General features: G+C 68.8%; 23 protein-coding genes. 8 read left to right on the forward strand and 15 right to left on the reverse strand.

The window, feature by feature from the left end; translation table 11 throughout:
* Positions 1-8 precede the first annotated feature (8 nt).
* Positions 9-1,802 carry an FAD-binding protein gene (locus RIE08_09355; GenBank protein ID MEQ8717805.1) on the reverse strand — a complete coding sequence of 598 codons (1,794 nt, stop codon included), beginning with the start codon at positions 1,800-1,802 and terminating at the stop codon, positions 9-11.
* 90 nt (positions 1,803-1,892) lie between these two features.
* Here RIE08_09355 and RIE08_09360 point away from each other — a divergent pair, with 90 nt between their 5' ends.
* Complete coding sequence (locus RIE08_09360; protein MEQ8717806.1) at positions 1,893-2,375, forward strand: hypothetical protein; 483 nt, start codon at positions 1,893-1,895, stop codon at positions 2,373-2,375.
* A gap of 88 nt (positions 2,376-2,463) precedes the next feature.
* On the forward strand, positions 2,464-3,405 hold the full coding sequence (locus RIE08_09365) for a class I SAM-dependent methyltransferase (protein MEQ8717807.1): 942 nt from the start codon (positions 2,464-2,466) through the stop codon (positions 3,403-3,405).
* Positions 3,406-3,429: 24 nt separating this feature from the next.
* Here the strand turns inward: RIE08_09365 and RIE08_09370 are convergent, their stop codons facing one another.
* From RIE08_09370 to RIE08_09385, 4 genes are all read right to left on the reverse strand, one after another.
* Positions 3,430-3,642 (reverse strand): hypothetical protein, encoded by a 213-nt coding sequence (locus RIE08_09370; protein MEQ8717808.1) that lies wholly within the window; start codon positions 3,640-3,642, stop codon positions 3,430-3,432.
* Between the two features lie 52 nt (positions 3,643-3,694).
* Positions 3,695-4,063, reverse strand: a complete 369-nt coding sequence (locus RIE08_09375) for a cyclic nucleotide-binding domain-containing protein (protein ID MEQ8717809.1) — start codon at positions 4,061-4,063, stop codon at positions 3,695-3,697.
* Between the two features lie 117 nt (positions 4,064-4,180).
* Entirely contained in the window at positions 4,181-4,885 is a 705-nt protein-coding gene (locus RIE08_09380) for a dienelactone hydrolase family protein (GenBank protein MEQ8717810.1), read from the reverse strand.
* Between the two features lie 104 nt (positions 4,886-4,989).
* Positions 4,990-5,202 (reverse strand): hypothetical protein, encoded by a 213-nt coding sequence (locus RIE08_09385; protein ID MEQ8717811.1) that lies wholly within the window; start codon positions 5,200-5,202, stop codon positions 4,990-4,992.
* Between the two features lie 75 nt (positions 5,203-5,277).
* Here RIE08_09385 and RIE08_09390 point away from each other — a divergent pair, with 75 nt between their 5' ends.
* From RIE08_09390 to RIE08_09405, 4 genes are all read left to right on the forward strand, one after another.
* Positions 5,278-6,843: an AMP-binding protein gene (locus RIE08_09390; protein MEQ8717812.1), complete on the forward strand. Its 1,566-nt coding sequence runs from the start codon at positions 5,278-5,280 to the stop codon at positions 6,841-6,843.
* A gap of 73 nt (positions 6,844-6,916) precedes the next feature.
* Entirely contained in the window at positions 6,917-7,702 is a 786-nt protein-coding gene (locus RIE08_09395; protein MEQ8717813.1) for a CoA transferase subunit A, read from the forward strand.
* Between the two features lies 1 nt (position 7,703).
* A complete protein-coding gene (locus RIE08_09400; GenBank protein ID MEQ8717814.1) occupies positions 7,704-8,363 on the forward strand; it encodes a 3-oxoacid CoA-transferase subunit B in 660 nt (219 codons plus the stop codon).
* A 52-nt stretch (positions 8,364-8,415) separates the two neighbouring features.
* The gene (locus RIE08_09405; protein ID MEQ8717815.1) at positions 8,416-9,267 is read left to right on the forward strand and encodes a CoA ester lyase; all 852 of its coding nucleotides are present in this window, start codon (positions 8,416-8,418) and stop codon (positions 9,265-9,267) included.
* A gap of 23 nt (positions 9,268-9,290) precedes the next feature.
* Here RIE08_09405 and RIE08_09410 read toward each other — a convergent pair whose 3' ends face one another.
* The 6 genes from RIE08_09410 to pdhA are packed head-to-tail and all read right to left on the reverse strand — an operon-like array spanning position 9,291 to position 15,969.
* On the reverse strand, positions 9,291-9,761 hold the full coding sequence (locus RIE08_09410) for a MaoC family dehydratase (GenBank protein MEQ8717816.1): 471 nt from the start codon (positions 9,759-9,761) through the stop codon (positions 9,291-9,293).
* A gap of 7 nt (positions 9,762-9,768) precedes the next feature.
* Positions 9,769-10,920 (reverse strand): acyl-CoA dehydrogenase family protein, encoded by a 1,152-nt coding sequence (locus RIE08_09415; protein MEQ8717817.1) that lies wholly within the window; start codon positions 10,918-10,920, stop codon positions 9,769-9,771.
* Between the two features lie 31 nt (positions 10,921-10,951).
* The gene (locus RIE08_09420) at positions 10,952-12,493 is read right to left on the reverse strand and encodes an acyl-CoA carboxylase subunit beta (protein MEQ8717818.1); all 1,542 of its coding nucleotides are present in this window, start codon (positions 12,491-12,493) and stop codon (positions 10,952-10,954) included.
* A complete protein-coding gene (locus RIE08_09425) occupies positions 12,490-13,881 on the reverse strand; it encodes a dihydrolipoamide acetyltransferase family protein (protein MEQ8717819.1) in 1,392 nt (463 codons plus the stop codon). Before RIE08_09425 ends, RIE08_09420 begins: the two co-directional genes overlap by 4 nt.
* 7 nt (positions 13,882-13,888) lie before the next feature.
* On the reverse strand, positions 13,889-14,860 hold the full coding sequence (locus tag RIE08_09430; GenBank protein MEQ8717820.1) for an alpha-ketoacid dehydrogenase subunit beta: 972 nt from the start codon (positions 14,858-14,860) through the stop codon (positions 13,889-13,891).
* Positions 14,860-15,969, reverse strand: coding sequence for a pyruvate dehydrogenase (acetyl-transferring) E1 component subunit alpha (gene pdhA, locus RIE08_09435; protein ID MEQ8717821.1), 1,110 nt, complete (start codon positions 15,967-15,969; stop codon positions 14,860-14,862). The genes RIE08_09430 and pdhA overlap by 1 nt, the downstream gene beginning before the upstream one ends.
* 175 nt (positions 15,970-16,144) lie before the next feature.
* Here pdhA and RIE08_09440 point away from each other — a divergent pair, with 175 nt between their 5' ends.
* Both RIE08_09440 and RIE08_09445 read left to right on the forward strand, forming a co-directional pair.
* Entirely contained in the window at positions 16,145-16,990 is an 846-nt protein-coding gene (locus RIE08_09440) for a helix-turn-helix domain-containing protein (protein ID MEQ8717822.1), read from the forward strand.
* A 141-nt stretch (positions 16,991-17,131) separates the two neighbouring features.
* The gene (locus RIE08_09445; GenBank protein MEQ8717823.1) at positions 17,132-17,983 is read left to right on the forward strand and encodes an SDR family NAD(P)-dependent oxidoreductase; all 852 of its coding nucleotides are present in this window, start codon (positions 17,132-17,134) and stop codon (positions 17,981-17,983) included.
* Between the two features lie 98 nt (positions 17,984-18,081).
* Here RIE08_09445 and RIE08_09450 read toward each other — a convergent pair whose 3' ends face one another.
* From RIE08_09450 to RIE08_09465, 4 genes are all read right to left on the reverse strand, one after another.
* Positions 18,082-19,227 (reverse strand): NDMA-dependent alcohol dehydrogenase, encoded by a 1,146-nt coding sequence (locus RIE08_09450; GenBank protein ID MEQ8717824.1) that lies wholly within the window; start codon positions 19,225-19,227, stop codon positions 18,082-18,084.
* A 65-nt stretch (positions 19,228-19,292) separates the two neighbouring features.
* Positions 19,293-20,087, reverse strand: coding sequence for a hypothetical protein (locus RIE08_09455; protein MEQ8717825.1), 795 nt, complete (start codon positions 20,085-20,087; stop codon positions 19,293-19,295).
* A gap of 190 nt (positions 20,088-20,277) precedes the next feature.
* Positions 20,278-21,582, reverse strand: a complete 1,305-nt coding sequence (locus tag RIE08_09460; protein ID MEQ8717826.1) for a substrate-binding domain-containing protein — start codon at positions 21,580-21,582, stop codon at positions 20,278-20,280.
* 157 nt (positions 21,583-21,739) lie between these two features.
* The coding region (locus tag RIE08_09465) for a hypothetical protein (GenBank protein ID MEQ8717827.1) at positions 21,740-22,950 on the reverse strand (1,211 nt) is incomplete at its 5' end.

The raw sequence follows: 22,950 nt of genomic DNA on the forward strand, positions 1-22,950 counted from the left end.
CGGTGGCGTCAGCGGGACGCGGCCACGATCGCCGGAGTCAGCGCCTCGAGCACCTCGCGCCAGTCGCCGACGATGCCGACGTCGGCGTAACCGAACACGGGCGCCTCGCTGTCGGGATTGACCGCGACGATCGTGCCCGCGGCATTGACCCCCGCGGTGTGGTTGTACTTCCCCGACAGGCCGACGGCGATGTAGAGACGGGGAGCGATGGAGTGCCCCGTGATGCCGACCTGGCGGGCCCGGGGCATCCAACCGTTGTCCGTCACCTTGCGGGTGGCGCACAGAGCGGCCCCCAACTCGGCTGCGTGGGCGTTGATCGCCGGGTAGTCGGCGGGGTCGATGCCCTGGCCGACACCGATGACGACCTGCGCGGTCGCCAGCTCCTCGGCGTCGTCCTCGCGCCGACGGTCCACGACCCGGACGCGGCTGCGCGCGTCGACGGCGCGGCGCTGCATCGTCGCCGCGACGCCATCACGCGGCGTCGACACGGGCAGGACACCGGCGCGTACTGTCGCCATCTGTATCGCCGACGATGCGTGGATCTCGGCGACGAGGCTCCCGCCGAATGCGGGCTTGTCGGCGACGAGTCGCCCGGCCCTCACCGCGAGCCCCACCGCGTCGCCGGTGAGGCCGGCGTCCACGCGGGCGGCGACGCGTGACGCGACCTCGCGTCCCCAGGCGGTTCCGGGGGCCAGAATCGCCCACGGGATGGTCTCACCGGCCCAGTCGGCGACACCGTGGGCGATGTCTTCCTCGACCGTCGCTCCGTCGAGTTCGACGACCACGTCCGCACCCTGAGGTCCGAGGTCGCCGACAGGTGCGGGGCCGATCGCCACGACGGATCCGCCGAGTTCGGCGGCCAGTGTGGCGGCGGCGCCGAGCAGCTCGGCCGTCATGGTGTCGCGTGCGGGTTCCACGCACACGGCGACGACGGGGCCGTCTCCACCGGTCTGCGGAACGGTCGGGGTCGCCGGGCCGTCATGGTGGGCGTCGACCAGTGCGCCCCGCCGAACGAGCGCCTCCATCGTCGACACCACGGCCGCATTCACGGCACCGCCCGTCGATCCGTCGAGAACCAGGTTCTCGCGATCGATCGCCACCTGTCGGACCTCGCCGACCGAGGTCGGACTCGCCGGAGCACCCCATGGCCCCGGTCCGAGCTCGGCCGCTGAGAGCAGGGTGATCATCGTGGCGTCCACCTTGGCCCACACCGCCGGATCCTTGATCTTGCAAGGGTCACAGAGGCGTTCGGCGCACGACACGATGGCGGGGAGCGCCACGGTGGCCTCGACCCACTCGTCGTCGTGTTCGAGGCCGACCGCGAGCGTGTCGCCCTCGAGGGAGAGTTCACGTACGCCGGCGACGAAGGGCATCCCCAGGAACTCGGCGAGTTCCGGGGGGACCTGGCCGGTGTCGGCGTCGACAGCGTTGCGTCCGCACAGGATCAGGTCGAAGGGTCCGGTCGCCTCGATCGCCGCCGCGAGGGTCTTCGCCGTCGCCCAGGTGTCGGAACCGGCGCAGGCCGGATCGCACACGTGGATGCCCGCATGGGCACCGCAGGCGATGGCCTCACGCAGCACCGTGTCCGCCGAGGGCGGTCCCATCGTGATGACGGTCAACGTGCCACCTGAGGCCTCGGCGATCTCGATGCCCTTGCGGACCGCTCGCCGGCAGTAGTCGTTCATGTGCAGTTCGAGGCCGTCACGGATGAGGCGACCGTCGTCGTCGAGGTGGAGATCCTCGACGACGGGGATCTGCTTGGCGAGGGCGGCGACCCGCAGGGGTCGGTCGGGTTGAATCATCTGTCGGTTCTCCGTGGCGGGGGACCGACAACGCTACCGGGCTGCGAGGGGGAGATCGGAAACCATCGGGGGGCGTGCGATCATGGCCCGATGTCGCTCGAGGCCGTCGGTATCCAGTTCCGAAGAGGGGACCCGGCCGAGCTCGTCGAAGCGATGGAGGGCCTCGTCGCCACGGCCGACGGCCGCGGTTGGGTGAACATCCAACCGTGGGTGGACGAGGACGACCTCCCAGCGGAAGCGCCGTTCTCGCGGGCCTTCTCCAATCGCGGCCCCGCGGTGCCGACGGGAACGTGGATTCCGGCCCACATGCGGCGTCGTCGACGCGTTCCCGCCAACCTTGGGCTACAGCACCCCGCCGGTCGGTTCGTGGTGCGACAGCTCGCCGAGAGTGGGGTCATGGTGCCGCCCGGCGCCGAGGTCCGCCAGGACCACAACCGGCGCGGCCTCGTGTTGGATCTCGCCGACGGGACCGCGCCGACGGTGGTCGTCGATTTCGTCATCGCGGCGATCGAGACGCTGGCGGCGGTACCCGTCGACGACCGCTGGGTCGCCGAGGTGCTGCGCAGGGTCTGATGTGTGCGGGTCGCCGTGGTGCCGCGGAGCATCTGATCTGTGCGGGTCGCCGAGGTGCCGGGCCCGGCCCGGGGCGTAGTGTTGGGCCATGTCCCACTCCGGCCCGCGCGCCCTCTCTGCGGTCCGGCGCCTGGGCGATGCGGCTGATCGGCTGCCGGATCGGCTCCGCAGGGCCGTGCAGCGCCTGCGCGTCCGTCGCGGCCACTACTACTCGCCCCACCCGGACATCGCCCGTCTACGGGCGCGGTCGGCCACGCTGTTCGCCGATCGCGAGGAGTTCGCAGGCGTCGATCTACGGGTCGCCGAGCAACTGGAGCTGATCGACGAGCTCGCCCCGTTCGCCCGTGCCCTGCCCTTCGCGGCCGATCCGGGCGAGGCCGGTGATCTTCTGTACCACTACGACAACCGCCCCTATCCGTGGGGCGACGGAGTGGTCTACGCGGCAATGCTGCAGTGGGCCCGCCCCCGACGGATTCTGGAGGTGGGTGCCGGCTACTCGACGGTGCTCGCCCTCGATGTCCGTGACCGACTCGGCGGGGCGCCGTTCGCCCTCGTGAGCGTGGATCCCCATCCCGAGCGGCTCCGGGGACTCCTCGGCGACACGGTGCCGGCGGACTTCACGCTGGTTGCGGAGCCGATCCAGGACGTGGGTCCCGCGCTGGCCGCGGAGCTGGGGGACGGCGACGTCCTGTTCGTCGACTCGACCCATGTCGTCAAGGCGGCATCGGACGTGAACCACATCGTCCTCGAGCTCCTGCCGCGCCTGGCGCCCGGTGTGCTGGTGCACTTCCACGACGTGTTCGGCAATTTCCAGTACCCGAGGGAGTGGTTGCTGGGAGGTCGGGCCTGGAACGAGGCGTACCTCGTCAGAGCGTTTCTCGCGTTCAACACGGACTTCGAGGTCGTCGTGTTCGCGCCGTGGCTGGCGCGCCACCGACCCGACGCGATCGCGTCACTGGGGGCGGCGGCAGTGGTCAACCCGGGCGGGAGCCTCTGGATCCGTCGACGACGCCCCGACGACCGGGAGTAGACGGGACGGGACCGGCCGGTACCGCTAGAAGGCGACTTCTTCGACCTCGGAGAGTTCCCAGAACTCGTGGTTCTCGATCCATTCGCCCGAGGGATCCCGCAGGACGTGGCCGTTGTCGTTCAGGTCGGCGACGTCACTGAAGCGGCTGAAGAGGTCCCTGAACGCGCCAGAGAGGGCGAGCATGAGCACGCCGATGACGTTTACCGCGGCATAGGCCCCGATGATCACTCCGACCATGACGAGCCAGACGGTACCCGATGTCCACCGCGGCGACAATGCAGACGGAGGCTCAAGCCGTCTTCGACGTCTCCAGGTCGTGAAGGCGCTTGACGGCACCGACGAGGATCTTGCGGGCCACCCGCGGGTTCTCGTCGAGCATGGTCATCAGCTCGCGCCGGTTCAGGACCTCGAGACTCATCTCGCTGGTGGCCACGACGGTGGCCGTGCGTGGTGCGCCCGACAGCACGGCGAGTTCCCCGAGGAAGTCACCGGGACCGAGATCGGCGACCTTGCGGCCGTTGCGTCTCACCACCGCGGTGCCCTCGAGGATGACCATGAACTCGCGCCCGGGTTCGTCCTGTCGGGTCAGCTCGCGTCCCTCTGAGACCTGAACCGGCGTCATGAGCCGGCGGAGCGCCTTGAGCTCTCGTTTGGACATCTCGGCGAAGATGCTGACGGAAGCGAGCTGATCTTCCTGGCTCCTACGATCTGCCACTGTGACCCCCTGGAGATGGTGAACGCAGGCTACTTCGCGTCGCCCGGGCGCGTCGGGGACTCACGTGGGCAGGTGCGTGGCGAGGAAGCCCGCCGTCACGTCCCACGCTGCGGCTGCCGCCGAGGGGTTCGAGAATGCGGGGTTGGTGTGGTTGTCGAAGGCATGGCCGGCGTCGTGGAAGACGACGTCGACGTTGGAGCGGTCCCGGGCCCAGGCGGCCACAGCCGCCATTCCACCCTCGGGCATGAAGGGGTCGAGGCGACCGAAGTGCACGAGGGTCGGGCAGGTGATGTCGTTTCCCGCGTCGAGAGCCTCGGGCACGCCGCTGCCGTAGTAGGACACGCAGACAGCGGGGTCGCCTTCGGCCGCTGCGCGGAAGGCGACCGTCCCACCGAAACACATTCCGGCGATACCGGGATGCCCGATGGTTTCGTCGAGAGCACCGAGGTGCGCGAGGGAGGTGAAGGCGTCGGCGATCCCGGTGGTCCAGTCGAAGCGGTTCGCGTAGCCGATCGCCTCCGTGAGTCCCTCGTCGGTCGGGGGGAGCTCGAGGCCCGGCTCGAGGCGCCAGAACATGTCCGGAGCCAGGACCACGTAGCCGAGGCCCGCGAAACGCTCGCACACGTCACGGACGTAGTCGTTGACCCCGAACACCTCCTGGATGACGACGAGGCCCGGTCCCGAGCCGCTGTCGGGGCAGACGAGGTGGCCGGAGAACTCGCCACCGTCGGTAGCGGTGAGCGTCTCCGTTCGTGAGGTGGTCATCTGGCCTCCTGGCCGGTCTGGGCGGACGTGCGACCCCGGGGCTGTCGCGACGTAGCGAACGGTAGCGACGTGTCGTCCGTCTCCGCATGCGCGCCCGGTGGACCTCAGAGGTCCAATTCGAACACGACGACGATCCATGCGAGGACGAGGACGGGGACGACGACGAGCGTCGGTAGGCCCAGCCCGACGAGCAGAGCCCCCACCGCGATGAGCGGCACGAGCCACGCCAGGGCGCGCCACGCCACGGTGCGGACCGCGGCGCGCCGTGACATCTCGTCGGGGTCGGGGTCGGGGTCGCGGTCGGGTCGGTCCGGCACCCCCCGAGTATCGCCGCGGTCGCCGCCGGCCGGGCGCGGTCGAAGGGCCGGTGCTCGACGTGCAACACTCACGCCATGTCCACCAGGACGGCAGAGCCACTCTGGAAACCGACCCCTCAGCGCGCCGCCAACTCACGGCTGGCCGACCTGACTGCGATCCTCGCCAGACGGACCGGCCGCCCGGTCGTCGACTACGCGACGGCTCATCGCATCTCGGTCACCGAGCCGGAGGTCTTCTGGGGAGCGGTGTGGGACGACTGCGGGGTCATCGCCGGTAGCCGGGGTGAACATGTGCTGACGCCGGACGCAGACATCTCGTCGATCCGCTGGTTCCCCGATGCCCGGCTCAACTACGCCGAGAATCTCCTGCGGCGACGCGACGAGGGCCCTGCGATGATCGACCATGTGCGGACCGTCGGACCCCGCCGTCTCAGCTGGTCCGAACTCCACGACCTCGTGTCCCGCATGCAACAGGCGTTGCGGCGCCACGGCGTGGGTGCGGGCGACCGGGTCGGGGTGTGGGCGCCGGGCATCTGCGAGGCGCAGGCGGCAATGCTGGCGGCGGCGAGCATCGGTGCCGTCTTCTGCGCCGTTCCCGTCGACGCGGGTCCCGACCGGGTGGCGGCCCACCTCGGCGCGGTCGCGGCCAAGGTGCTGGTCACCGTCGACGGCCATCGGGGTGGCGCAGGGACCCGCGACCATCTCGGGCTGCTCGGGGATCTGCAGGGACGGCTCCCGGCGGTGACGACGTGCATCGTGATCCCGCACCTGGATCCGGACGTCACCGTCACCACTCCCGGCGCGGTCACCCTCCAGGCCTTCACCGCCGAGGTCGAGGCGACCAGGGTGGCCTTCGAACGCCTGCCCTTCGACCACCCGCTGTGTGTCGTGTTCGACACGTTGGATGACGGTGCGTCACGACCGGTGGTGCACCGCGCCGGCGGGGTGCTCCTCAAACACCTCGTGGAGCATCAGTACCACTGCGACGTGCGCTCCGGTGACCGCGTCCTCGAATGGGGCGCGCCGGACGCGATGGCCCGGGTCTGGTCCGCCTCGTCGATGGCTTCGGGAGCGACCACGGTGCTGGTCGATCCGGAACCCGGGAATACGGGACTGCAGGGCCTCTTCGGGGTCCTCGACGATCTCGACGTGACACTTCTAGGGGTCCACGTGGACCATCTCGCGGCCATGCGACGCGCGGACCTCCGCCCCGATGTGCGCCACGGTCTGTCCGCGCTGAGGACCATCACCACGTACGGTCCGGTCCCGTCGCCCGACCTCGCGGGGTGGGTGTACGGCAACGTGAAGGCCGATGTCCACCTGGCGGCGACGGTCGGAGGGGTCGACGCGGGCGGGGCGCTCGCCGGTGGCGACCCGACAGCGGCCGTGTGGCCCGGTGAGGCCCAGCGGCCGGCCCTCGGGGTGGCGGTCGACGTCGTCGACGACGACGGCGTCCCGCTGTCACCGGGCCGACCGGGAGCGATCGTGTCGCGTTGTTCGTTCCCGTCGTTACCCCTCGGGTTCTGGGACGACGACGACGGATCGCGCTTCCGGGCCGACCACTTCGCGAGGATCGACGGCCTCTGGGTCGGCGCCGGTCGCGCGAGCTGGGGCACGAACGGCGGCATCGTCGGCCACTGAGGTCCGGGTCGACGCTTTCGAAGTGTGCAGGTGGGTCGGTTACGATCGCTTCGTCTGCGAGCGCGGAGGGGCGATGACAGGATCCGACAAGACCGGCGAGGCGGCCGGCAAGGTCTTCACCGATCCCGATGAGGCCGTTGCCGACGTCTTCGACGGGGCGACGGTAATGGCGGGAGGCTTCGGACTCTGCGGGATCCCCGAGAACCTCATCGACGCGCTGGCCCGCACCGGGGCGACCGGCCTGACGGCGGTGTCGAACAACGCGGGGGTCGACGGCCTCGGCCTCGGCAAGCTCCTCGAGTCCCGGCAGATCGCCAAGATGATCTCGAGCTACGTCGGCGAGAACAAGCTCTTCGAGACCCAGTTCCTCACCGGCATGCTCGAGGTCGAGCTCGTTCCCCAGGGCACGTTCGCCGAGAGGATCCGAGCCGGGGGCGCCGGCATCCCGGCCTTCTATACGCCCACCGGCTTCGGCACCCAGATCGCCGACGGTGGTCTCCCGATGATGCACGACGAGAACGGGGCGGTCGTCAAGACCTCGGACCCCCGCGAGACGCGCATGTTCGGGGATCGCCACTTCGTCCTCGAGGAGGCCATCACCGCCGACTTCGCTCTCGTCAAGGCCTGGAAGGGCGACGCCGAGGGAAACCTCGTCTTCCGCAAGACGGCTCGAAACTTCAACCCCGTCATGGCCACCGCCGCCCGGGTGACGATCGCCGAGGTGGAGGAACTCGTCGAGGTCGGCGAACTGGACCCCGACGTCGTGCACACCCCGGGTGTCTTCGTCCAGCGCATCCTGGCGGGCGCTGACTACGAGAAACGCATCGAGCAGCGGACCGTACGGAAGCGGGAGGGCTGACATGTTGACTCGTGAGCAGATCGTGCAGCGCGCCGCGCGGGAACTCTCCGACGGCCAGTACGTGAACCTCGGCATCGGGATGCCGACCCTCATCGCCAACTACATCCCCGACGGGATGAACATCGTCCTGCAGTCCGAGAACGGGATGCTGGGGATCGGCCCGTTTCCCTGGGAGGGGGACGAGGACGCCGACCTCATCAACGCCGGGAAGCAGACGGTCTCCGAGACGCCGGGTTGCAGCTTCTTCTCGAGCTCGGACTCGTTCGCGATGATCCGCGGCGGCCACATCGACCAGTGCTTCCTGGGCGCCATGCAGGTCAGCGCGAACGGCGACCTCGCCAACTGGATGATTCCCGGGAAGATGGTCAAGGGGATGGGCGGTGCGATGGACCTCGTCGCAGGTGCCCGCCATGTGGTGGTGACGATGGAGCACTGCAACCGCTCGGGCGAGCCGAAGATCCTCGCCGAGTGCACCCTCCCCCTGACCGGGGTCGGGGTGGTCTCACGCATCATCACCGACCTCTGCGTTCTGGATGTGCGAGACGGTGGGGGTCTCGAACTCGTCGAGCTCGCGCCGGGCGAGACCGTCGAGACCGTCAGGGAGCGCACCGCCTGCGACGTCCACGTCGCGCCGGGCGGAGTCGGCGAGATGCAGTTCTGAGCGCGGCCATGACCAGCCGTGCCGCGCCGGTTCGTCACGGCGGTGGGCGTCGATGACGGCGCCACCCCGGCGCCTGCGCAGCCTCCTGTTCGCTCCCGCGAGCCGACCCGACGTCCTCATGAAGCTGCCGCGGTCCGGGCCCGACGGCGTCGTGATGGACCTCGAGGACGCCGTCGCCCCCGCAGCCAAGCCCGACGCGCGGCACCACGCACGGGAGGCCACCCAGGCCCTGCGACTGGACCATCCGGATCTCGCCATCTTCGTGCGGGTGAATCCCGTGGGCTCAGAGTGGTTCGACGAGGACCTCGACGGCGCGCTGAGTCCCGGCACCACCGGGGTCGTCGTCCCCAAGATCGAGTCACCGGCCGACGTGGCCCGCGTGGCGGAACGCCTGGTCGAACTCGACCTGGAGGACCTCACGATCTGTGCCGGTATCGAGACTGTTGCCGGGGTGATGGCCGCCCGCGAGGTGCTCACGTCGCCGGTGACAGTCGCCTACTTCGGCGCTGAGGACTACTGCGCCGACATCGGCGGCGTGCGCACGGCCGAAGGGACCGAGGTCCTGTGGGCACGGTCGCTCGTCGCGGCGGCGGCCCGCCTCGGCGGCGTCCATCTGCTCGATCAGGTCGTGACCGAACTCGACGACGAGGAGTTGTTCACCGCCGACGCCCGCATGGGGCGGGCCATCGGCTACGGCGGCAAGCTCTGTATCCATCCGCGCCAGGTCGAGTGGGCGAACACGGTGTTCACGCCTTCGCCCGACGAGGTCGACCAGGCCACCCGCCTGGTCGCCGCGTACGAGGCCGCCATCGCCGAAGGGCAGGCGGCGGCGTCGTTCGAGGGGGCGATGATCGACGAGCCGCTCGCTCGCAGGGCCCGGGCTCTGCTCGACCTGGCCGAGTAGTCAGCGCGGGGCGCGCCCGCGGATCAGGTGGTCGGGCGACGGTGCATGAGCGCCTGGCGCGTGGCCGAGCACACGAGGTCGCCGTCCTGGTTGAACGCCCTGTGCTGGAAGGTGACGATGCCCTGGGTCGGGCGACTCCTGGACTCCCGTGCGTCGAGGACCTCGGTCTCCACCCGCACCGTGTCGCCGGGGAACAGCGGTGCCGGGAACGTGACCTCGCTGAAGCCCAGGTTCGCAACGGTCGTGCCGTGGGTCACCTCGTGGACCGAGATGCCGACGACGAGGGCGAGGGTGAACAGCGAGTTGACGAGCGGCTTTCCGAACTCGGTCTCGGTGGCCATGTAGTGGGCGTCGAGATGCAGCGGCGCCGGGTTCATCGTCATCGTGGTGAACAAGACGTTGTCGGTCTCGGTGATGGTCCGGGTGATGGCGTGGGGGACCACCGTCCCCACCGTCAGCTCCTCGAACCACATGCCCTTGGGTGTCACCGGCATCGCAGGCTCAGCTCTGGACCGGGAGGCCGAGGTTGCGGCTGATCACCAGGCGCTGGATCTCGCTGGTTCCCTCACCGATCTCGAGGATCTTGGCATCCCGGTAGAACCGCGACACGGGGGTCTCGTCGATGAAGCCGTAGCCGCCGAAGATCTGGGTGGCCTCGCGTGTCGCCGTCACCGCCGCTTCCGTGGCGTAGAGCTTGGCGACCGCGGCGGCCTGCCCGAACGGACGGCCCTGATCCTTCAGCCATGCGGCCTTGTAGGTCAGTTGACGGGCCGCCTCGACCATCACCTCGAGGTCGGCGCAGCGGAAGGCCACGGCCTGTTTGGCGCCGATGGGTGTGCCGAACGCGACGCGCTCCTTCGCGTAGGCCACGCTGTGCTCCAGGCATGCCTGGGCGAGGCCGACCGCCAGCGCCGCGATCGCGACCCGGCCGTCGTCGAGTATGGCGAGGAACTGCGAGAAGCCCCGGCCCCTCTCGCCGAGCAGGTTCGCGGCGGGGACCCGGCAGCCGTCGAACAACAGCCCGTGGGTGTCCGAGGCGTGCCAACCCATCTTGCGGTACGGCGCCTCGACGGTGAAGCCGGGCGTGCCCGCCGGGACGATGATGGCGGAGATCTCGTTCTCGCCGGTGCGGGCCGTAACCGTGACCAGGGACGTGATCGGGGTTCCGGAGTTCGTGATGAACGCCTTCGCCCCGTCGATCACCCACTCGTCACCGTCGAGCACGGCCCTGGTGCGGGTGGCACCGGCGTCGGAACCCGCATCGGGTTCGGTGAGGCCGAACCCCCCGAGCTTGGTGCCCGCCACGAGCTCGGGGAGCCACTTCTGCTTCTGCTCGTCGCTGCCGAAGCTGTGGATGGGGTTGGCGCCAAGCCCCACGCCCGCGGACAGCGTGATACCGATGGACTGGTCGACGCGACCGAGCTCCTCGATGGCGATGCACAGTGTCGTGAAGTCCGATTCCGAGCCGCCGAACTCGGCGGGGAACGGGAGCCCGAACAGGCCGAGCTCACCCATGGCGAGAACGGCGTCGACGGGGAACGTGTGGTCACGGTCCCAGTCCTCGACATGGGGTTCGATCTCGGACTCGGCGAAGTCCCGGACGACCTTGCGGAACTGGTCGTGTTCCGGGGAGAACCAGATGTCGCTGCTCATCGGCGGATGCTTCCTGTCGTGTTCGGGCTGGTCAGACCGGCGGGACGCCGTGTCGCTTCTGGGGGCGGCCGCGGTCCTTGCCGGCCGCCATGGCGAGTCGGGCGATGATCTCGCGGCGCAGGTCCGCGGGCTCCACGATCGCGTCGATGACCAGGTCGGCGGCCAGTCGCAGCAGGTCGACGTCGGCTTCGTATTCGACGATGCGTTCGGCGACGTAGGCCTCGCGCTCGGCGGGGTCGTCGATCGCGGCGATCTTGTTCGCGAACACGGCGTTCACCGCCGCGTCGGGGCCCATCACGGCGATCGACGCCGAGGGCAGGGCGATGCAGGCATCGGGTTCGAAGGCGGGACCGCACATGGCGTAGAGGCCGGCACCGTAGGCCTTGCGTGTGACCACCGAGATCTGGGGCACCGTCGCCTCCGAGACGGCGGTGACCATCTTCGCCCCGTGGCGGATGATGCCCTGCCGCTCGACGGCCGTGCCGATCATGAAGCCCGGCACGTCGGCGAGGTACAGCAGCGGGATCCCGAAGGCGTCGCAGAGCCAGATGAACCGGGCGGCCTTGTCGGCGGTGTCGACGAAGAGCACGCCGCCCTTCACCGCCGGGTTGTTCGCGAGGATGCCGATCGGGTTGCCCTCGAGGTGACCCAGGCCCACCACGAGTTCGGGCGCCCACAGCGGCTTCAGCTCGAAGAAGGAGTTGGCGTCCACCAGCGAGTCGATGACGATGTGGACGTCGTACCCCTCCGTCGTCGTCGCGGGGATGTCCGATGCCGACAGCTCACGGGTCGGCGGCTCGGCGTGGTAGACCGGCGGCGCTTCGTGCCAGGTGGTCGGGAAGTAGCTGAACCAGTGCTTGGCCGCCTCGATGGCGGCGGCGTCGTCGCCGAACACGTTGTCGCCACAGCCCGAGACCGAGGCGTGCATCCGGGCGCCGCCCATCTCCTCGAGCGTGACGTGTTCGCCGATGACCATCTCGGCCATTCGAGGCGAGCCGAGATACATCGACGCGTTCCCCTCGACCATGAAGACCACGTCGCAGAAGGAAGGGATGTAGGCGCCGCCGGCTGCTGACGGGCCGAACAGGCAACAGATCTGGGGGACGAGGCCCGACAGTTTGATCTGGTTGTGGAAGATGCGCCCCGCGCCGCGGCGGCCGGGGAACAGTTCCACCTGATCGGTGATGCGCGCTCCGGCAGAGTCGACGAGCCAGAAGATCGGCAGTTCGTGGGCGAGCGCCGCCTCGGTGGTGCGGACGATCTTCTCGACCGTGCGCGCACCCCACGATCCGGCCTTCACCGTCGGGTCGTTGGCGACGACGAGGGCAGGTCGACCCTCGACGAGCCCGCGGCCGGTCACGACACCGTCGGCCGGGAGATCGTCCTCGAGCGCGTTGGCCAACTGCGCGTCTTCGACGAACGTGTCCGGGTCGAACAGCAGCGCGATGCGCTCCCGCACGTAGAGCTTGTCCGCGGCGGCGAGTCGGGCGGCGCCCTTTTCGCTCGGCGCGGTGGTCGCGGCCGTCGCAGCTGCGATCCGTGTCGCGGCGTCGTCCGGGCCCGTCGGGGTCATGCGGTCACCGGGATGGTCTCGGGATTCTCGATCAGCGTGGCAATGTCCGAGAGGAAGCGGCCGGCCTGGGCGCCGTCGGCGATGCGGTGGTCGAACACGAGGGTGAGACGGGCGACCCGGCGCACGGCGAGGGCGCCGTCGACGACCCATGGCCGTTCGACGATGGCGCCGACCCCGAGGATCGCCGCCTCGGGGGGATTGATCACCGGGTAGCCGTCCTCGAGCCCGAAAGCGCCGAAGTTGGAGATCGTGAACGTGGATCCCGTCAGCTCCGCCGGGGTCAGGGAGCGATCCCGTGCGCCGAGTGCCAGTCGGCGCATCTCGGACGCGAGGTCCGGTGTCGAGCGGGTCTGCGCCGCGCTGACGACCGGGACGAGCAGGCCGTTGGGCGTGTCGACCGCGAGGCCGAGGTGGACGTCGTCGAGAAGATCGATCCGGCCGGCGTCGACGTCGATGCGGGCGTTCATCGTCGGATGGTCGCCGAGCGCAGCCACCGTGAATCTGGCGATCAGGGCGAAAGGTGTGAGAGCGGGTTGGTCCTCACGGAGCTTGTCGCGCAGCGCCATGAGTCTCGTGCAGTCCACCGTGAGGCCGCAGGCGGCGTCGGGGATGGTCGCCCGGCTCAGCGTCATCGCGTCGGCGATCGACCTGCGGATGCCCTTGAGGGGGATGCTGGAGGCTCTGTCTTCGCCGAGGCTTCCCCCCCGGGCGGTGTTGTCGCCGAAGCTTCCGCCTCGGACCGTCCCGCCCCGTCGGGAGTTCCGGGCGGTGTTGTCGCCGCCTTCGGCGGACCCGTCCACGGTCCGCAGAGCTTCTCCGACCGTGCCTGAGGCGATCAGGGCTGTTTCGACGTCTTCGCGGGTGACGATGCCGTCGGGGCCCGTGCCGGGGCTGAGCGCCGTGAGGTCGATGCCGTTGTCCTTCGCGAGCTTGCGCACGGTGGGCTTGGCGAGTGCCCTGCCGGTCGTGGCTGTCGCGGCCGCCGAATCACCGGCGCGTCGGCGGCGCCGCTTCGCACCGTCGCCGGCGACGCCGTAGCCGACCAGTACCGCCTTGCGCTCTGTCTTCGCTGTGCTCTCGGCGAGGCTTCCGCCTCGGGCCGTCCCACCGGGGACTGTGTCAGCGTCGGGAGTCCCGCCCGGGGGTGCTGTGTCGATGCGGACGAAGACCTCGCCCACCTGCAGCGTCTCACCGACGTCGCCGACGAGATCCACGACCGTTCCCGCGAACGGCGACGGAACGTCGACGGTGGCTTTGGCGGTCTCGACCTGGCACAACGGGTCGTTCAGCCCGATCGTGTCGCCGACGCCGACGTACCACTCGAGCAGGTCGGCCTCCTCGAGGCCTTCGCCCAGGTCGGGCAGTTTGAAGTCCCTGGTGTCGGACATGGTCCCGTCAGTATCCGAGAGAACGGTGCACGAGGTCCAGAACACGCTCCGCATCGGGGAGCCAGACGTCCTCGAGGGTGGCCGGGGGATAGGGGGTGTCGAAGCCGGTGGCCCGCAGAACCGGGGCTTCGAGATGGTAGAAGGCCTTCTCCTGGACGGTCGCTGCTATCTCGGCGCCCATGCCGAGCGTGCGCTGGGCCTCGTGAACGACGACGCAGCGCCCGGTCCTGCGGACCGACTCGACGATCGTGTCGGTGTCGAGCGGCGACAGGCTCCGCAGATCGACGACCTCGAGGTCGAGGCCGTCAGCTGCGGCCATCTCGGCGGCCTCCAGCGCGGTTGCGGTGGTCGGCCCGTAGGCGACGAGGGTCGCGGTGGTCCCTGGCCGGCGGATTACCGCCTGCCCGAGCGGCTCGGTGCGTACCGGGAACTCCAGATCGGCCCGTGACCAGTAGCGACGCTTCGGTTCCAGGAAGAAGACGGGGTCGTCGTCGTCGATGGCCTCACGTAGCAGCGAATAGGCGTCGGCCGGGGTGGCCGGGGTGACGACCTTCAGCCCCGCCGTGTGGACCAGATACGTCTCGGGCGATTCGGAGTGGTGCTCGACGGCGCCGATGCCGCCGAACGCGGCGATACGCACCGTGATGGGCATCGAGACCTGGCCGCGGGACCGGTTGCGGAACTTGGCGAGGTGACTGACGATCTGCTCGAACGCCGGGTACATGAAGCCGTCGAACTGGATCTCGGGTACCGGGCGGAAGCCCTTCAGCGCGAGCCCGATCGCCGTGCCGATGATGCCCGATTCCGCCAGCGGGGTGTCGAAGCAGCGTTTGTCGCCGAAGCGCTCGTTGAGGCCCTCGGTCACCCGGAACACGCCGCCGAGGCGTGAGACGTCCTCGCCGAATGTGAGGACCCGGTCGTTCTCCTCCATCGAGTCGTGTAGCGCACGGTTGAGCGCCTCCACCATCGTCGAGGCCATCAGCGCTCTCCCTCGCCGGTGCGTGCGTCGATCTCCGCGGCGAGTTGGGCGCGCTGTTCGGCGTAGTTCGGTGGTTCGGTGGCGTAGACGTCGTCGAAAAGTGCGGAGGCGTCGACCGGGTCGATGTCCCAGATCCCCTCACGCAGGTGAGCGGTCGCGGCGGCGGCCTTGTCGGCGACGGCCTTCTCGACGTCGTCGTCGAAGGCGTCCACCGAACGCAGATGCTTCACGAGTCGATCGATCGGATCCAGTTCCGCCCAGTGCTCGAGTTCGCCCTCGGGCCGGTACCGGGTGGCATCGTCGGAGGTGGTGTGGGGCTCCATGCGGTAGGTCACCGCCTCGATCAGCGTCGGCCCGCCACCGGCGCGGGCGCGCTCGACGGCCTCGCGGGTGACCGCGTAGCTGGCGACCACGTCGTTTCCGTCGACACGTACGCCGGGCATTCCGTAGGCGACGGCCTTGTGGGCGATCGACAGCGAGCGGGTCTGCTCGGCGACGGGTACCGAGATGGCCCACTGGTTGTTCTGGACGAAGAAGATCACAGGGGCCTCGAAGACGGCGGCGAAGTTCATCGCCTCGTGGGCGTCGCCCTCGCTCGTCGCGCCGTCACCGAAGTAGCAGATGACGACGTCGTCCTCGTCGTCGAGTTTCATGCCGAGCCCGATACCCGTCGCATGGAGACACTGCGTGGCGATCGGTACCGAGAAGTGCGTGATCCGCTGCTTCAGGAGTTCGTTGGTGCCGTGCCACGTGGAGCGCCAGAACCTGCCGATGCCGACGGGGTCCACGCCACGCACGACGGCCGCACCCAGCTCGCGGTACTGCGGTGTCATCCAGTCGGTGTCGCGACACGCCCAGGCGGAACCCACCTGGGCGGCCTCCTGGCCCCGACATGACGCCACGAGTGCCAGCTGGCCCTGGCGCTGCAGGTTGACCAGCTCGCGGTCGAGTGCACGGGTCAGCACCATGTGCTCGTACATCGCGACGAGGTCGGCCGCGTCGAGGTCTGTCGGCCATTGATCGCTGTCGTGCAGCTCACCCGACGGCTCGAGGAGCTGTACGGGTTCGATGTCGGGAATCAGTGATCCTGGGTGGGTGCGGGTCCCCATTCGCACCTCCTGGGGGTTCGGCGGACTACGTCGTTAGAACACTAACGCCCAGCGGTCCGGCCGATCAACGGCGGTTCGGCGCGCCTTGTCGGTAGCTCGGCGGTACCGCTGGCAGACGAGCACAGGATCCGACCACACCCTGGCCGCGGCCAATGGTCGTTGGTACGCTCACGCCGTGCAGACGGATCGATTGTCCGAGGTCGTCTCCCAGCTGCAGGCCGTGGGGATGTCGGCCTACGAGGCGAAGGCCTATGTCGCCCTCGTCGCCGCGGGGGAGCCCATAAACGGCTACGAGGTCGCGAAACGCTCCGGCGTGCCGCGCTCCACCGTCTACGAGACCCTCGCGAAGCTCGTCGCACGGGGGGCGGCCTTCGAGGTGGCCGACGGTGACGGCCGCCAGTACCTCTCGCTGCCGCCGGAGTCGCTGCTGCGCCGGATCCGTGACGATGTCGAGTCCACCATCGACGCCCTGTCCGAGGCACTGCCGTCGATGACGAAGGCGTCGCCGGTCCACCTCGTGCACAACCTCCAGGGCCGCGACGCCGTTGTGGCGCGCGCGCTGGACCTCATCCACGAGGCCGACGACGACGTGTACCTGTCGGTGTGGTCCGACGAACTCGGCGACCTCGAACCGGCTCTCGTCGAAGCCGACGCACGACGCGTCGACGTGTCCGCCCTCGTGTTCGGCGACGGGGACCTTCTTCCGGTCGGCCATGTCCACCGCCACACGTTCTCGGAGCCCGACATCGTCCTGGACCGCGTCGGTTGCCGGCTCCTCATCCTCGCCGTCGACCACACCCGGGTTCTCGTCGGCGGCGCCGTCGGAGACACGATGTGGGGGCTGTTCTCAGAGGACCCCGCAGTGGTCCTGGTGGCAATCGAGTTCATCCGCCACGACATCGCTTTCCAGGCCCTGGTCACCGAGATCGGCCCGGACAGGGCCCGGGAGTTGTTCAGCACCGACCCGACCCTGCGTCACCTGATGACCGGGCGCAGCGCGCCGAGACTCGCCCTGTCCTGAGGTCCCCCTGCACTCAGGCACTCGCTGGTGCCTCCTCACACGCCCGGTCCCGGACGCCGTTTTCAGCGCCGTGGGTGGGCTCCTCTAGGCTCGCGGGACATCTACACGACCGGTGTCGACGACGACACCAAGGGGGAACCGATGACGAAGTCGCTCGAGGGAAAGGTCGCACTCGTGACCGGGGCATCGCACGGACAGGGTGCGAACCACGCGAAATTCCTCGCCCGCGAAGGGGCGAACATCGTCGCCCTCGACATCTGCGAGGACATTCCGCCGATCTATCCGCTCGGCACCGAAGAGGAGCTCCACCAGACGGTCGCGGACTGCGAGGCGGAGGGTGTCAACGCCATCGCCATCAAGGCCGACGTGCGCAGCGAATCCCAGATCAAGGCGGCCGTCGAAGAGGCGCTCGAACGCCTCGGCCGCATCGACTTCCTCTTGAACAACGCGGGCGTCTGCAAGGTGGACGCCATCAACGAGATGCCGTCGGAGTCGATCGACGCCATCATCGACACCAACGTCAAGGGCATCTTCTACACGACCAAGTACGTCGTTCCCGGAATGATCGAGCGCGGTGAGGGCCGCATCATCTCGACGTCGTCGGCCGGTGGCGTCAAGGCGCTCCCGTACGTCTCGCACTACGCCGCGTCCAAGGGGGCCGTGGTCATGGCGACGAAGAGCTGGGCGGCGGAGCTCGCTCCCTACGGCATCAACGTCAACTGCGTGTGCCCCGGCACGATCTTCAGCGGCATGATCACCGGCCTCGCTGGTCAGATGGAGATAGATCCGGTGTCCGAGGAGAACGTCGGCCTCGGCAACGTGGACGCGAAGAAGGCCTTCGCGGCCTTCAATGCCAACAACCTCTTCGAAGGGGAACGCGGCCACGTCACCGTCGACGACATCTCGAACATGATGGTCTTCCTCTGCAAGCCCGAGTCGCGGATGGTGACCGGCCAGGCGATTCCCGTCGACGCCGGATGGACCGCCTCCTAGGTTCCGAGGTCCGGACGCGAGAGAGGCGGCGACCCACCGGGCCGCCGCCTCTCTTCACCAGCTCCTGATCGGACCTGTGCCCGAAGCCCGCGGTCAGCTCACTCGTACATGAGGACGCCGCGGATGTTCTTGCCGGCGTGCATGTCGGCGAAGGCGTCGTTGATGTTGTCGAGGTCGTAGCGGGTGGTGATCATCTCTTCGAGCTTGAGCTGACCGGTCTCGTACATCCCGATGAGGTGGGGGATGGCGTGGCGGGGGTTCTGGGAGCCGTACAGCGAGCCCTTGATCGTCTTGTTCGACATGATGAACTCGAGGACCGGGGCCTGGATGCTCGTGTCCTCCCACGAGGTGACGCCGGTCAGAACCAGGGTGCCGTCCTTGCAGATGGTCTGGTAGGCCTCGCCGATCATGGCGGTGGTGTTCACGCCCGGGGTCATGATGCAGACCTCGGCGCCCTGGCCGTTGGTGACGGCGTGGATGGGCTCGAGGACCTCTTCGATGGTCTTGCCGGCGTTGTTGATGACGTCGGTCGCGCCGAAGGCCTGGGCGTACTCGAGTTTCAGGTCCACGGGGTCGATGGCGAAGATCCGCTTTGCGCCGGCGTGGGCCGCGCCTTGTACCGCCGATGCGCCCACACCACCGATTCCCCAGATGACGACGGTGTCGCCGGGCTTGATCTCGGCACGGCCCGCCGCCGATCCCCAGCCGGTGGTCACACCGCACGAGAGCAGACATGCGACGTCGAAACCGATGTGGTCGGGGATCTTCACCACCGACAGGTCCGGCACGACGGTCTTGGTTGCGAACTCGCCGAGCATGCACAGCTGCCCGACGCCCTCGCCGGCCGCGTTGTGGAACCGGTGCGTGCCGTCCATCTGGGTGCCCATGAGGATCTGGGCGCCGTTGTCGCACAGGTACATGCGGCCGGTGGCGCACCACCGGCAGTAGCCACACGAGGGGATGAAGGAGGTGGCGACGTGGTCGCCGGGCTTGACGACGGTCACGCTCGATCCGACGGCCTCGACGATGCCGGCGCCCTCGTGTCCGTTGAGCCACGGGAATCCGCCGCCACCGAACTCCTCGGTGATCGGGACGTCATTGGTCCGGGCGTGGTCGTCGGAGTGGCAGACCCCGCACGCCTTGAGGTCGATGAGGACCTCGTTCGCCTTGGGTTCGGACAGCTCGAGATCCTGGACGATGAAGTCGCCCCCGAGCTCCTCGAGCACCGCGCCTCGTACCTGCATCCGTTGTTCCCCCTGGGTGGTTTCGGTTGGTGTGTTCTAGTCGATGGTCCGGCGCGTGGTCGCGCTCAGGGCGTGATGGTGCCCAGCGGTGCGTCCTCGAGGTCCGCCCAGTGCAGGCTGACCTCGCCCCCGAGGCTGATGAGGATGAACTCGACGCCGTCGGGGCCGGGTTCCTCCGGTCCGTAGGAGTGGCCGCCCTTGACCCAGCGGATGTCGCCCTTGACGTAGTTCGGCTCCTGGGGGCCGAACTGCATGGAACCCTCGGTCACGAAGTACACGGTGTCGAAGTCGTGCCAGTGGGCGCCGGCGGAGTACGTCGGAACGAACCGGGTGCGCAGGATGTAGGGGTCCTCCATCGCCAGCACCTGGACGGGCTGGGTCTCGCGCCCGGCGGGATCGGGGAAGTCCATCCATTCGACTTCGTCCATGTTGACCCGGCCCCAGGGCTTCTCGATCGTCTCGAGGCGCTGCTTCAGTTCCTCGGGAACGTCGTAGAGGTCCGCCCAGTTGAGGCCCACCTCGCCACCCTGGGCGAGGAGATAGAACTGGACACCTTCCGGCCCGGCCTCTTCGGGGCCGTACACGTGGCCTGCCTTGACCCAGCGGATGTCGCCGGGCTTGTAGGAACCCTCACCGCCGACCTTCATCTCACCCTGCGTGAAGATGTAGATCGTGTCGTAGGGGTGCCAGTGGTCACCCGCGTGGAAGTTCGGTGGGAACTTGGCCTCGATGATGTTGGGCCCGCCCTCCACCGTGAGGTTGCGCACCGGCGTGGTCGGGCGGCCGTGCGGGTCGTGGAACTGCTCCCATTCGACCTCCGACGGAGTGATCTTCCCGTAGCGCGGTGTCGTCATGGCCATGCGTCTCGTTCCCCCTGGATCGTCGTGAACGTCCCTGAGACTATGCGAGGGCGAATCGGCCAGGGGAATCGGGGGCGGGTATCGGGGTGCGGACGCGGCGGTGGCCCGCCCCGGGTCGGGACGGGCCACCGATCGATTCTTCCGGTCCGGGACCGCGGAGGGTCCGGACCGCGAAGAGAGTGTCAGCCGATCAGCCGACGCCCCACAGTGCGCGGAACTCGTCCTGGAAGCCCGGGACGCCAACGTAGGGCGAGTTGTAGCCCGCCTCCTCGTTGAACGCGATGGCGTCCGCGAGTCCCTGGGACCCCTGCACGAGGATCTCGGTCGGCAGGAGGGTGTCGGGGTTGCACCCGACGTCCTGGAGGATCCGCGCGTAGCAGTCGACCATGACGTAGCCGACATGGACCACGGGGTTTCCGCCCCACGCGAGCTCCCGGCCGTCCCGGACGTTGAGCAGGTTCCCGATGCCGGGATCGTGGCCCATGATCTTGACGGACTCGAGCAGTCCGGCTTCGTCGACCGCGTCGGCGAACCCGAACGACTGGTCACCGAAGGAGAAGAACACGTAGAGGTTCTCGGCGTCGGACTGGTTCTGGATCTCGCTGATCAGCCGACCCGGGATCGCGCCCTCGAGGAGGTTCTGGATGGAGTGCTCCACCGTCACGAGCTCGCAGTTCGGGCAGTTCTCGTCGATCACGTCGGCCATCACGGTGTCGCGGAAGGCGATGATCGGGAAGTCCGGAATGGTCGAGTAGATGATCGTCGCGTTCCCGCCGCTGTCGGCGATGAGGTAGTTGACCATCATCTCCATGGCGAGCTGGGACTGGGCCTCGCAGCCGAAGCAGGCGTAGATCCCGTTCTCCTCACCGAGCGCGTCGTTGGTCGTGTAGCCGTCGAGGAACACCACGCCGGCATCCATGCCGGCGTCGATTGCCGTCTCCCACTCCGAGGCGGGGCGACCCGAGGTGCCGACCACGTCCGCGCCGGACTGGACGCCCTGGAGGTGGACCGAACCGACCTCTTCGGGGTTGCCCGGGTTGTACGGCACCCGCTGAAAGGTCCAGCCGAGGTCGGCGGAGGCGGCCTCGATGCCGTCGCCGATCGTGTTGCAGACCGGGAAGTTGCATTCGGCCCAGTAGAAGGTCACGTCCGAGGACGGGACCTCGGGCAGCGGCTCGGAGACGTTGATCGACGTCGGGGTCCCGAGGTAGTCGGCGATGAACGCCTCGGCCCGGGCCAGGCCCGCAGCTGCCGGGTCGTCGCCGCCGTCGTCGGATGTGCCGTCGTCGGTCGAGCCGTCGTCCGATGTGCCGTCGTCGGTCGAGCCGTCGTCGGTCGAGCCGTCGTCGCTGCTGCCGTCGTCGCTGCTGCCGTCGTCGGATGCTGCGCCGTCGTCACCTCCCGAGGACGTGTCGTCGTCGTCGCCACAGGCTGCGGCGATGAGCGAAAAGGTGAGTAGGACCGCGAGAAGTGCGGCCCAGCGTGAACGCTTCATGTGGAAGTCCCCTCCATGGATGGATCGCAGACGTTGCCTGCGACGGGAAAGTGTGGCGACGATCCGGCGTCGTGGCAAGTCACCCGGAGCCGGGACGCGGACCGGCGGCCCGCCGAAGCGGGCCGCCGGTCACAGGGCTTCAGGAGCCGAAAGAGGCTCAGTTCAGCTGCCAGAGCTCCGTGAACTTCGCGATGAAGTCCGGATCACCGACGTACGGGGCGTTGACACCGGTCTCGGCCTGGAATGCCAGCGCGAGCGCGAGCCCCTCGGAGCCGGGCGTCAGGACCTGAGTCGGCAGCACCGTGTCCGGGTTGCACTCGACGCCCTGGGCGATGCGGGCGTAGCAGTCAACGAAGTTGAAGCCCACCTGGAAGACCGGGTTGCCGGTCCATGCGGCCTCGATGCCGGCATCGAGGTTGTTCAGCGACTCGATGATCGGATCGTGGCCGGTGATCTTCACCGCGTCGAGCAGGCCGACCTCTTCGAGTGCCGGCACGAAACCGAACGCCTGGTCGCCGAATGCGAACAGGATGTAGAGGTTCTCGGCGTCGGAGTTCTCCTGGATCTGGGCGATCAGGTTGCCTGGGATCGCACCCTCGAGCAGGTTCTGAACCGAGTGCTGCACCGTCACGAGGTTGCAGCCGGGGCAGTTCTCGGCGACCGTCGCCTCGACCACCGTGTCGCGGAAGGCGACGATCGGGAAGTCGGGAATGGTCGAGTAGAGAATCGTCGCGTTGCCACCGGAGTCGGCGATGACCCAGTTGGTGATGAGCTGCATCACGAGCTCCGAGTCCGCCTCGCAGCCGAAGCAGGACCAGATGCCGTTCTCGGCCTGCAGGACCGGGTTGCGGGTGTAGCTGTCGATGATGGGCACGCCGTTCTCGACGGCGAGGTCGGCCGCGGCCTCCCACTCCGAACGGGGACGGCCCGATGTCATCAGGACGTCGGCGCCGGTCTGGATGCCCTGGAGGTGGACCGAACCGACCTCTTCGGGGTTGCCCGGGTTGTAGGGAACCCGGTCGAGGTTCCAGCCGAGCAGTTCGGTGGCGGCCTCGATGCCGTCACCGATGGTGTTGCACACCGGGAAGCTGCACTCGGCCCAGTAGACGTCCACGCCTTCTTCGGGTCGGGCCGGAAGCGGCTCGGTGATGTTTGTCGACGTGGGCGTACCGCTGTACTGGGCGACGAAGTCGATCGCCCGCTGGAGCCCGGCGGCCGCCGGGTCGTCGCCACCGTCGTCGGCTGCTGCGCCGTCGTCGCCACCGTCGTCGGCTGCTGCGCCGTCGTCGCCCCCGTCGTCGGCTGCTGTGCCGTCGTCGCCACCGTCGTCGGCTGCTGTGCCGTCGTCGCCACCGTCGTCGGCTGCTG

Source organism: Acidimicrobiales bacterium, from assembly GCA_040219085.1.
GTDB lineage: Bacteria > Actinomycetota > Acidimicrobiia > Acidimicrobiales > JAVJTC01 > JAVJTC01.

Coding starts and splice junctions, on each gene's coding strand:
- RIE08_09355 (MEQ8717805.1), bottom strand. CDS start 1,802: ATGATTCAACCCGACCGACCCCTGCGGGTCGCCGCCCTCGCCAAGCAG.
- RIE08_09360 (MEQ8717806.1), top strand. CDS start 1,893: ATGTCGCTCGAGGCCGTCGGTATCCAGTTCCGAAGAGGGGACCCGGCC.
- RIE08_09365 (MEQ8717807.1), top strand. CDS start 2,464: ATGTCCCACTCCGGCCCGCGCGCCCTCTCTGCGGTCCGGCGCCTGGGC.
- RIE08_09370 (MEQ8717808.1), bottom strand. CDS start 3,642: ATGGTCGGAGTGATCATCGGGGCCTATGCCGCGGTAAACGTCATCGGC.
- RIE08_09375 (MEQ8717809.1), bottom strand. CDS start 4,063: ATGTCCAAACGAGAGCTCAAGGCGCTCCGCCGGCTCATGACGCCGGTT.
- RIE08_09380 (MEQ8717810.1), bottom strand. CDS start 4,885: ATGACCACCTCACGAACGGAGACGCTCACCGCTACCGACGGTGGCGAG.
- RIE08_09390 (MEQ8717812.1), top strand. CDS start 5,278: ATGTCCACCAGGACGGCAGAGCCACTCTGGAAACCGACCCCTCAGCGC.
- RIE08_09395 (MEQ8717813.1), top strand. CDS start 6,917: ATGACAGGATCCGACAAGACCGGCGAGGCGGCCGGCAAGGTCTTCACC.
- RIE08_09400 (MEQ8717814.1), top strand. CDS start 7,704: ATGTTGACTCGTGAGCAGATCGTGCAGCGCGCCGCGCGGGAACTCTCC.
- RIE08_09405 (MEQ8717815.1), top strand. CDS start 8,416: ATGACGGCGCCACCCCGGCGCCTGCGCAGCCTCCTGTTCGCTCCCGCG.
- RIE08_09410 (MEQ8717816.1), bottom strand. CDS start 9,761: ATGCCGGTGACACCCAAGGGCATGTGGTTCGAGGAGCTGACGGTGGGG.
- RIE08_09415 (MEQ8717817.1), bottom strand. CDS start 10,920: ATGAGCAGCGACATCTGGTTCTCCCCGGAACACGACCAGTTCCGCAAG.
- RIE08_09420 (MEQ8717818.1), bottom strand. CDS start 12,493: ATGACCCCGACGGGCCCGGACGACGCCGCGACACGGATCGCAGCTGCG.
- RIE08_09425 (MEQ8717819.1), bottom strand. CDS start 13,881: ATGTCCGACACCAGGGACTTCAAACTGCCCGACCTGGGCGAAGGCCTC.
- RIE08_09430 (MEQ8717820.1), bottom strand. CDS start 14,860: ATGGCCTCGACGATGGTGGAGGCGCTCAACCGTGCGCTACACGACTCG.
- pdhA (MEQ8717821.1), bottom strand. CDS start 15,969: ATGGGGACCCGCACCCACCCAGGATCACTGATTCCCGACATCGAACCC.
- RIE08_09445 (MEQ8717823.1), top strand. CDS start 17,132: ATGACGAAGTCGCTCGAGGGAAAGGTCGCACTCGTGACCGGGGCATCG.
- RIE08_09450 (MEQ8717824.1), bottom strand. CDS start 19,227: ATGCAGGTACGAGGCGCGGTGCTCGAGGAGCTCGGGGGCGACTTCATC.
- RIE08_09455 (MEQ8717825.1), bottom strand. CDS start 20,087: ATGGCCATGACGACACCGCGCTACGGGAAGATCACTCCGTCGGAGGTC.
- RIE08_09460 (MEQ8717826.1), bottom strand. CDS start 21,582: ATGAAGCGTTCACGCTGGGCCGCACTTCTCGCGGTCCTACTCACCTTT.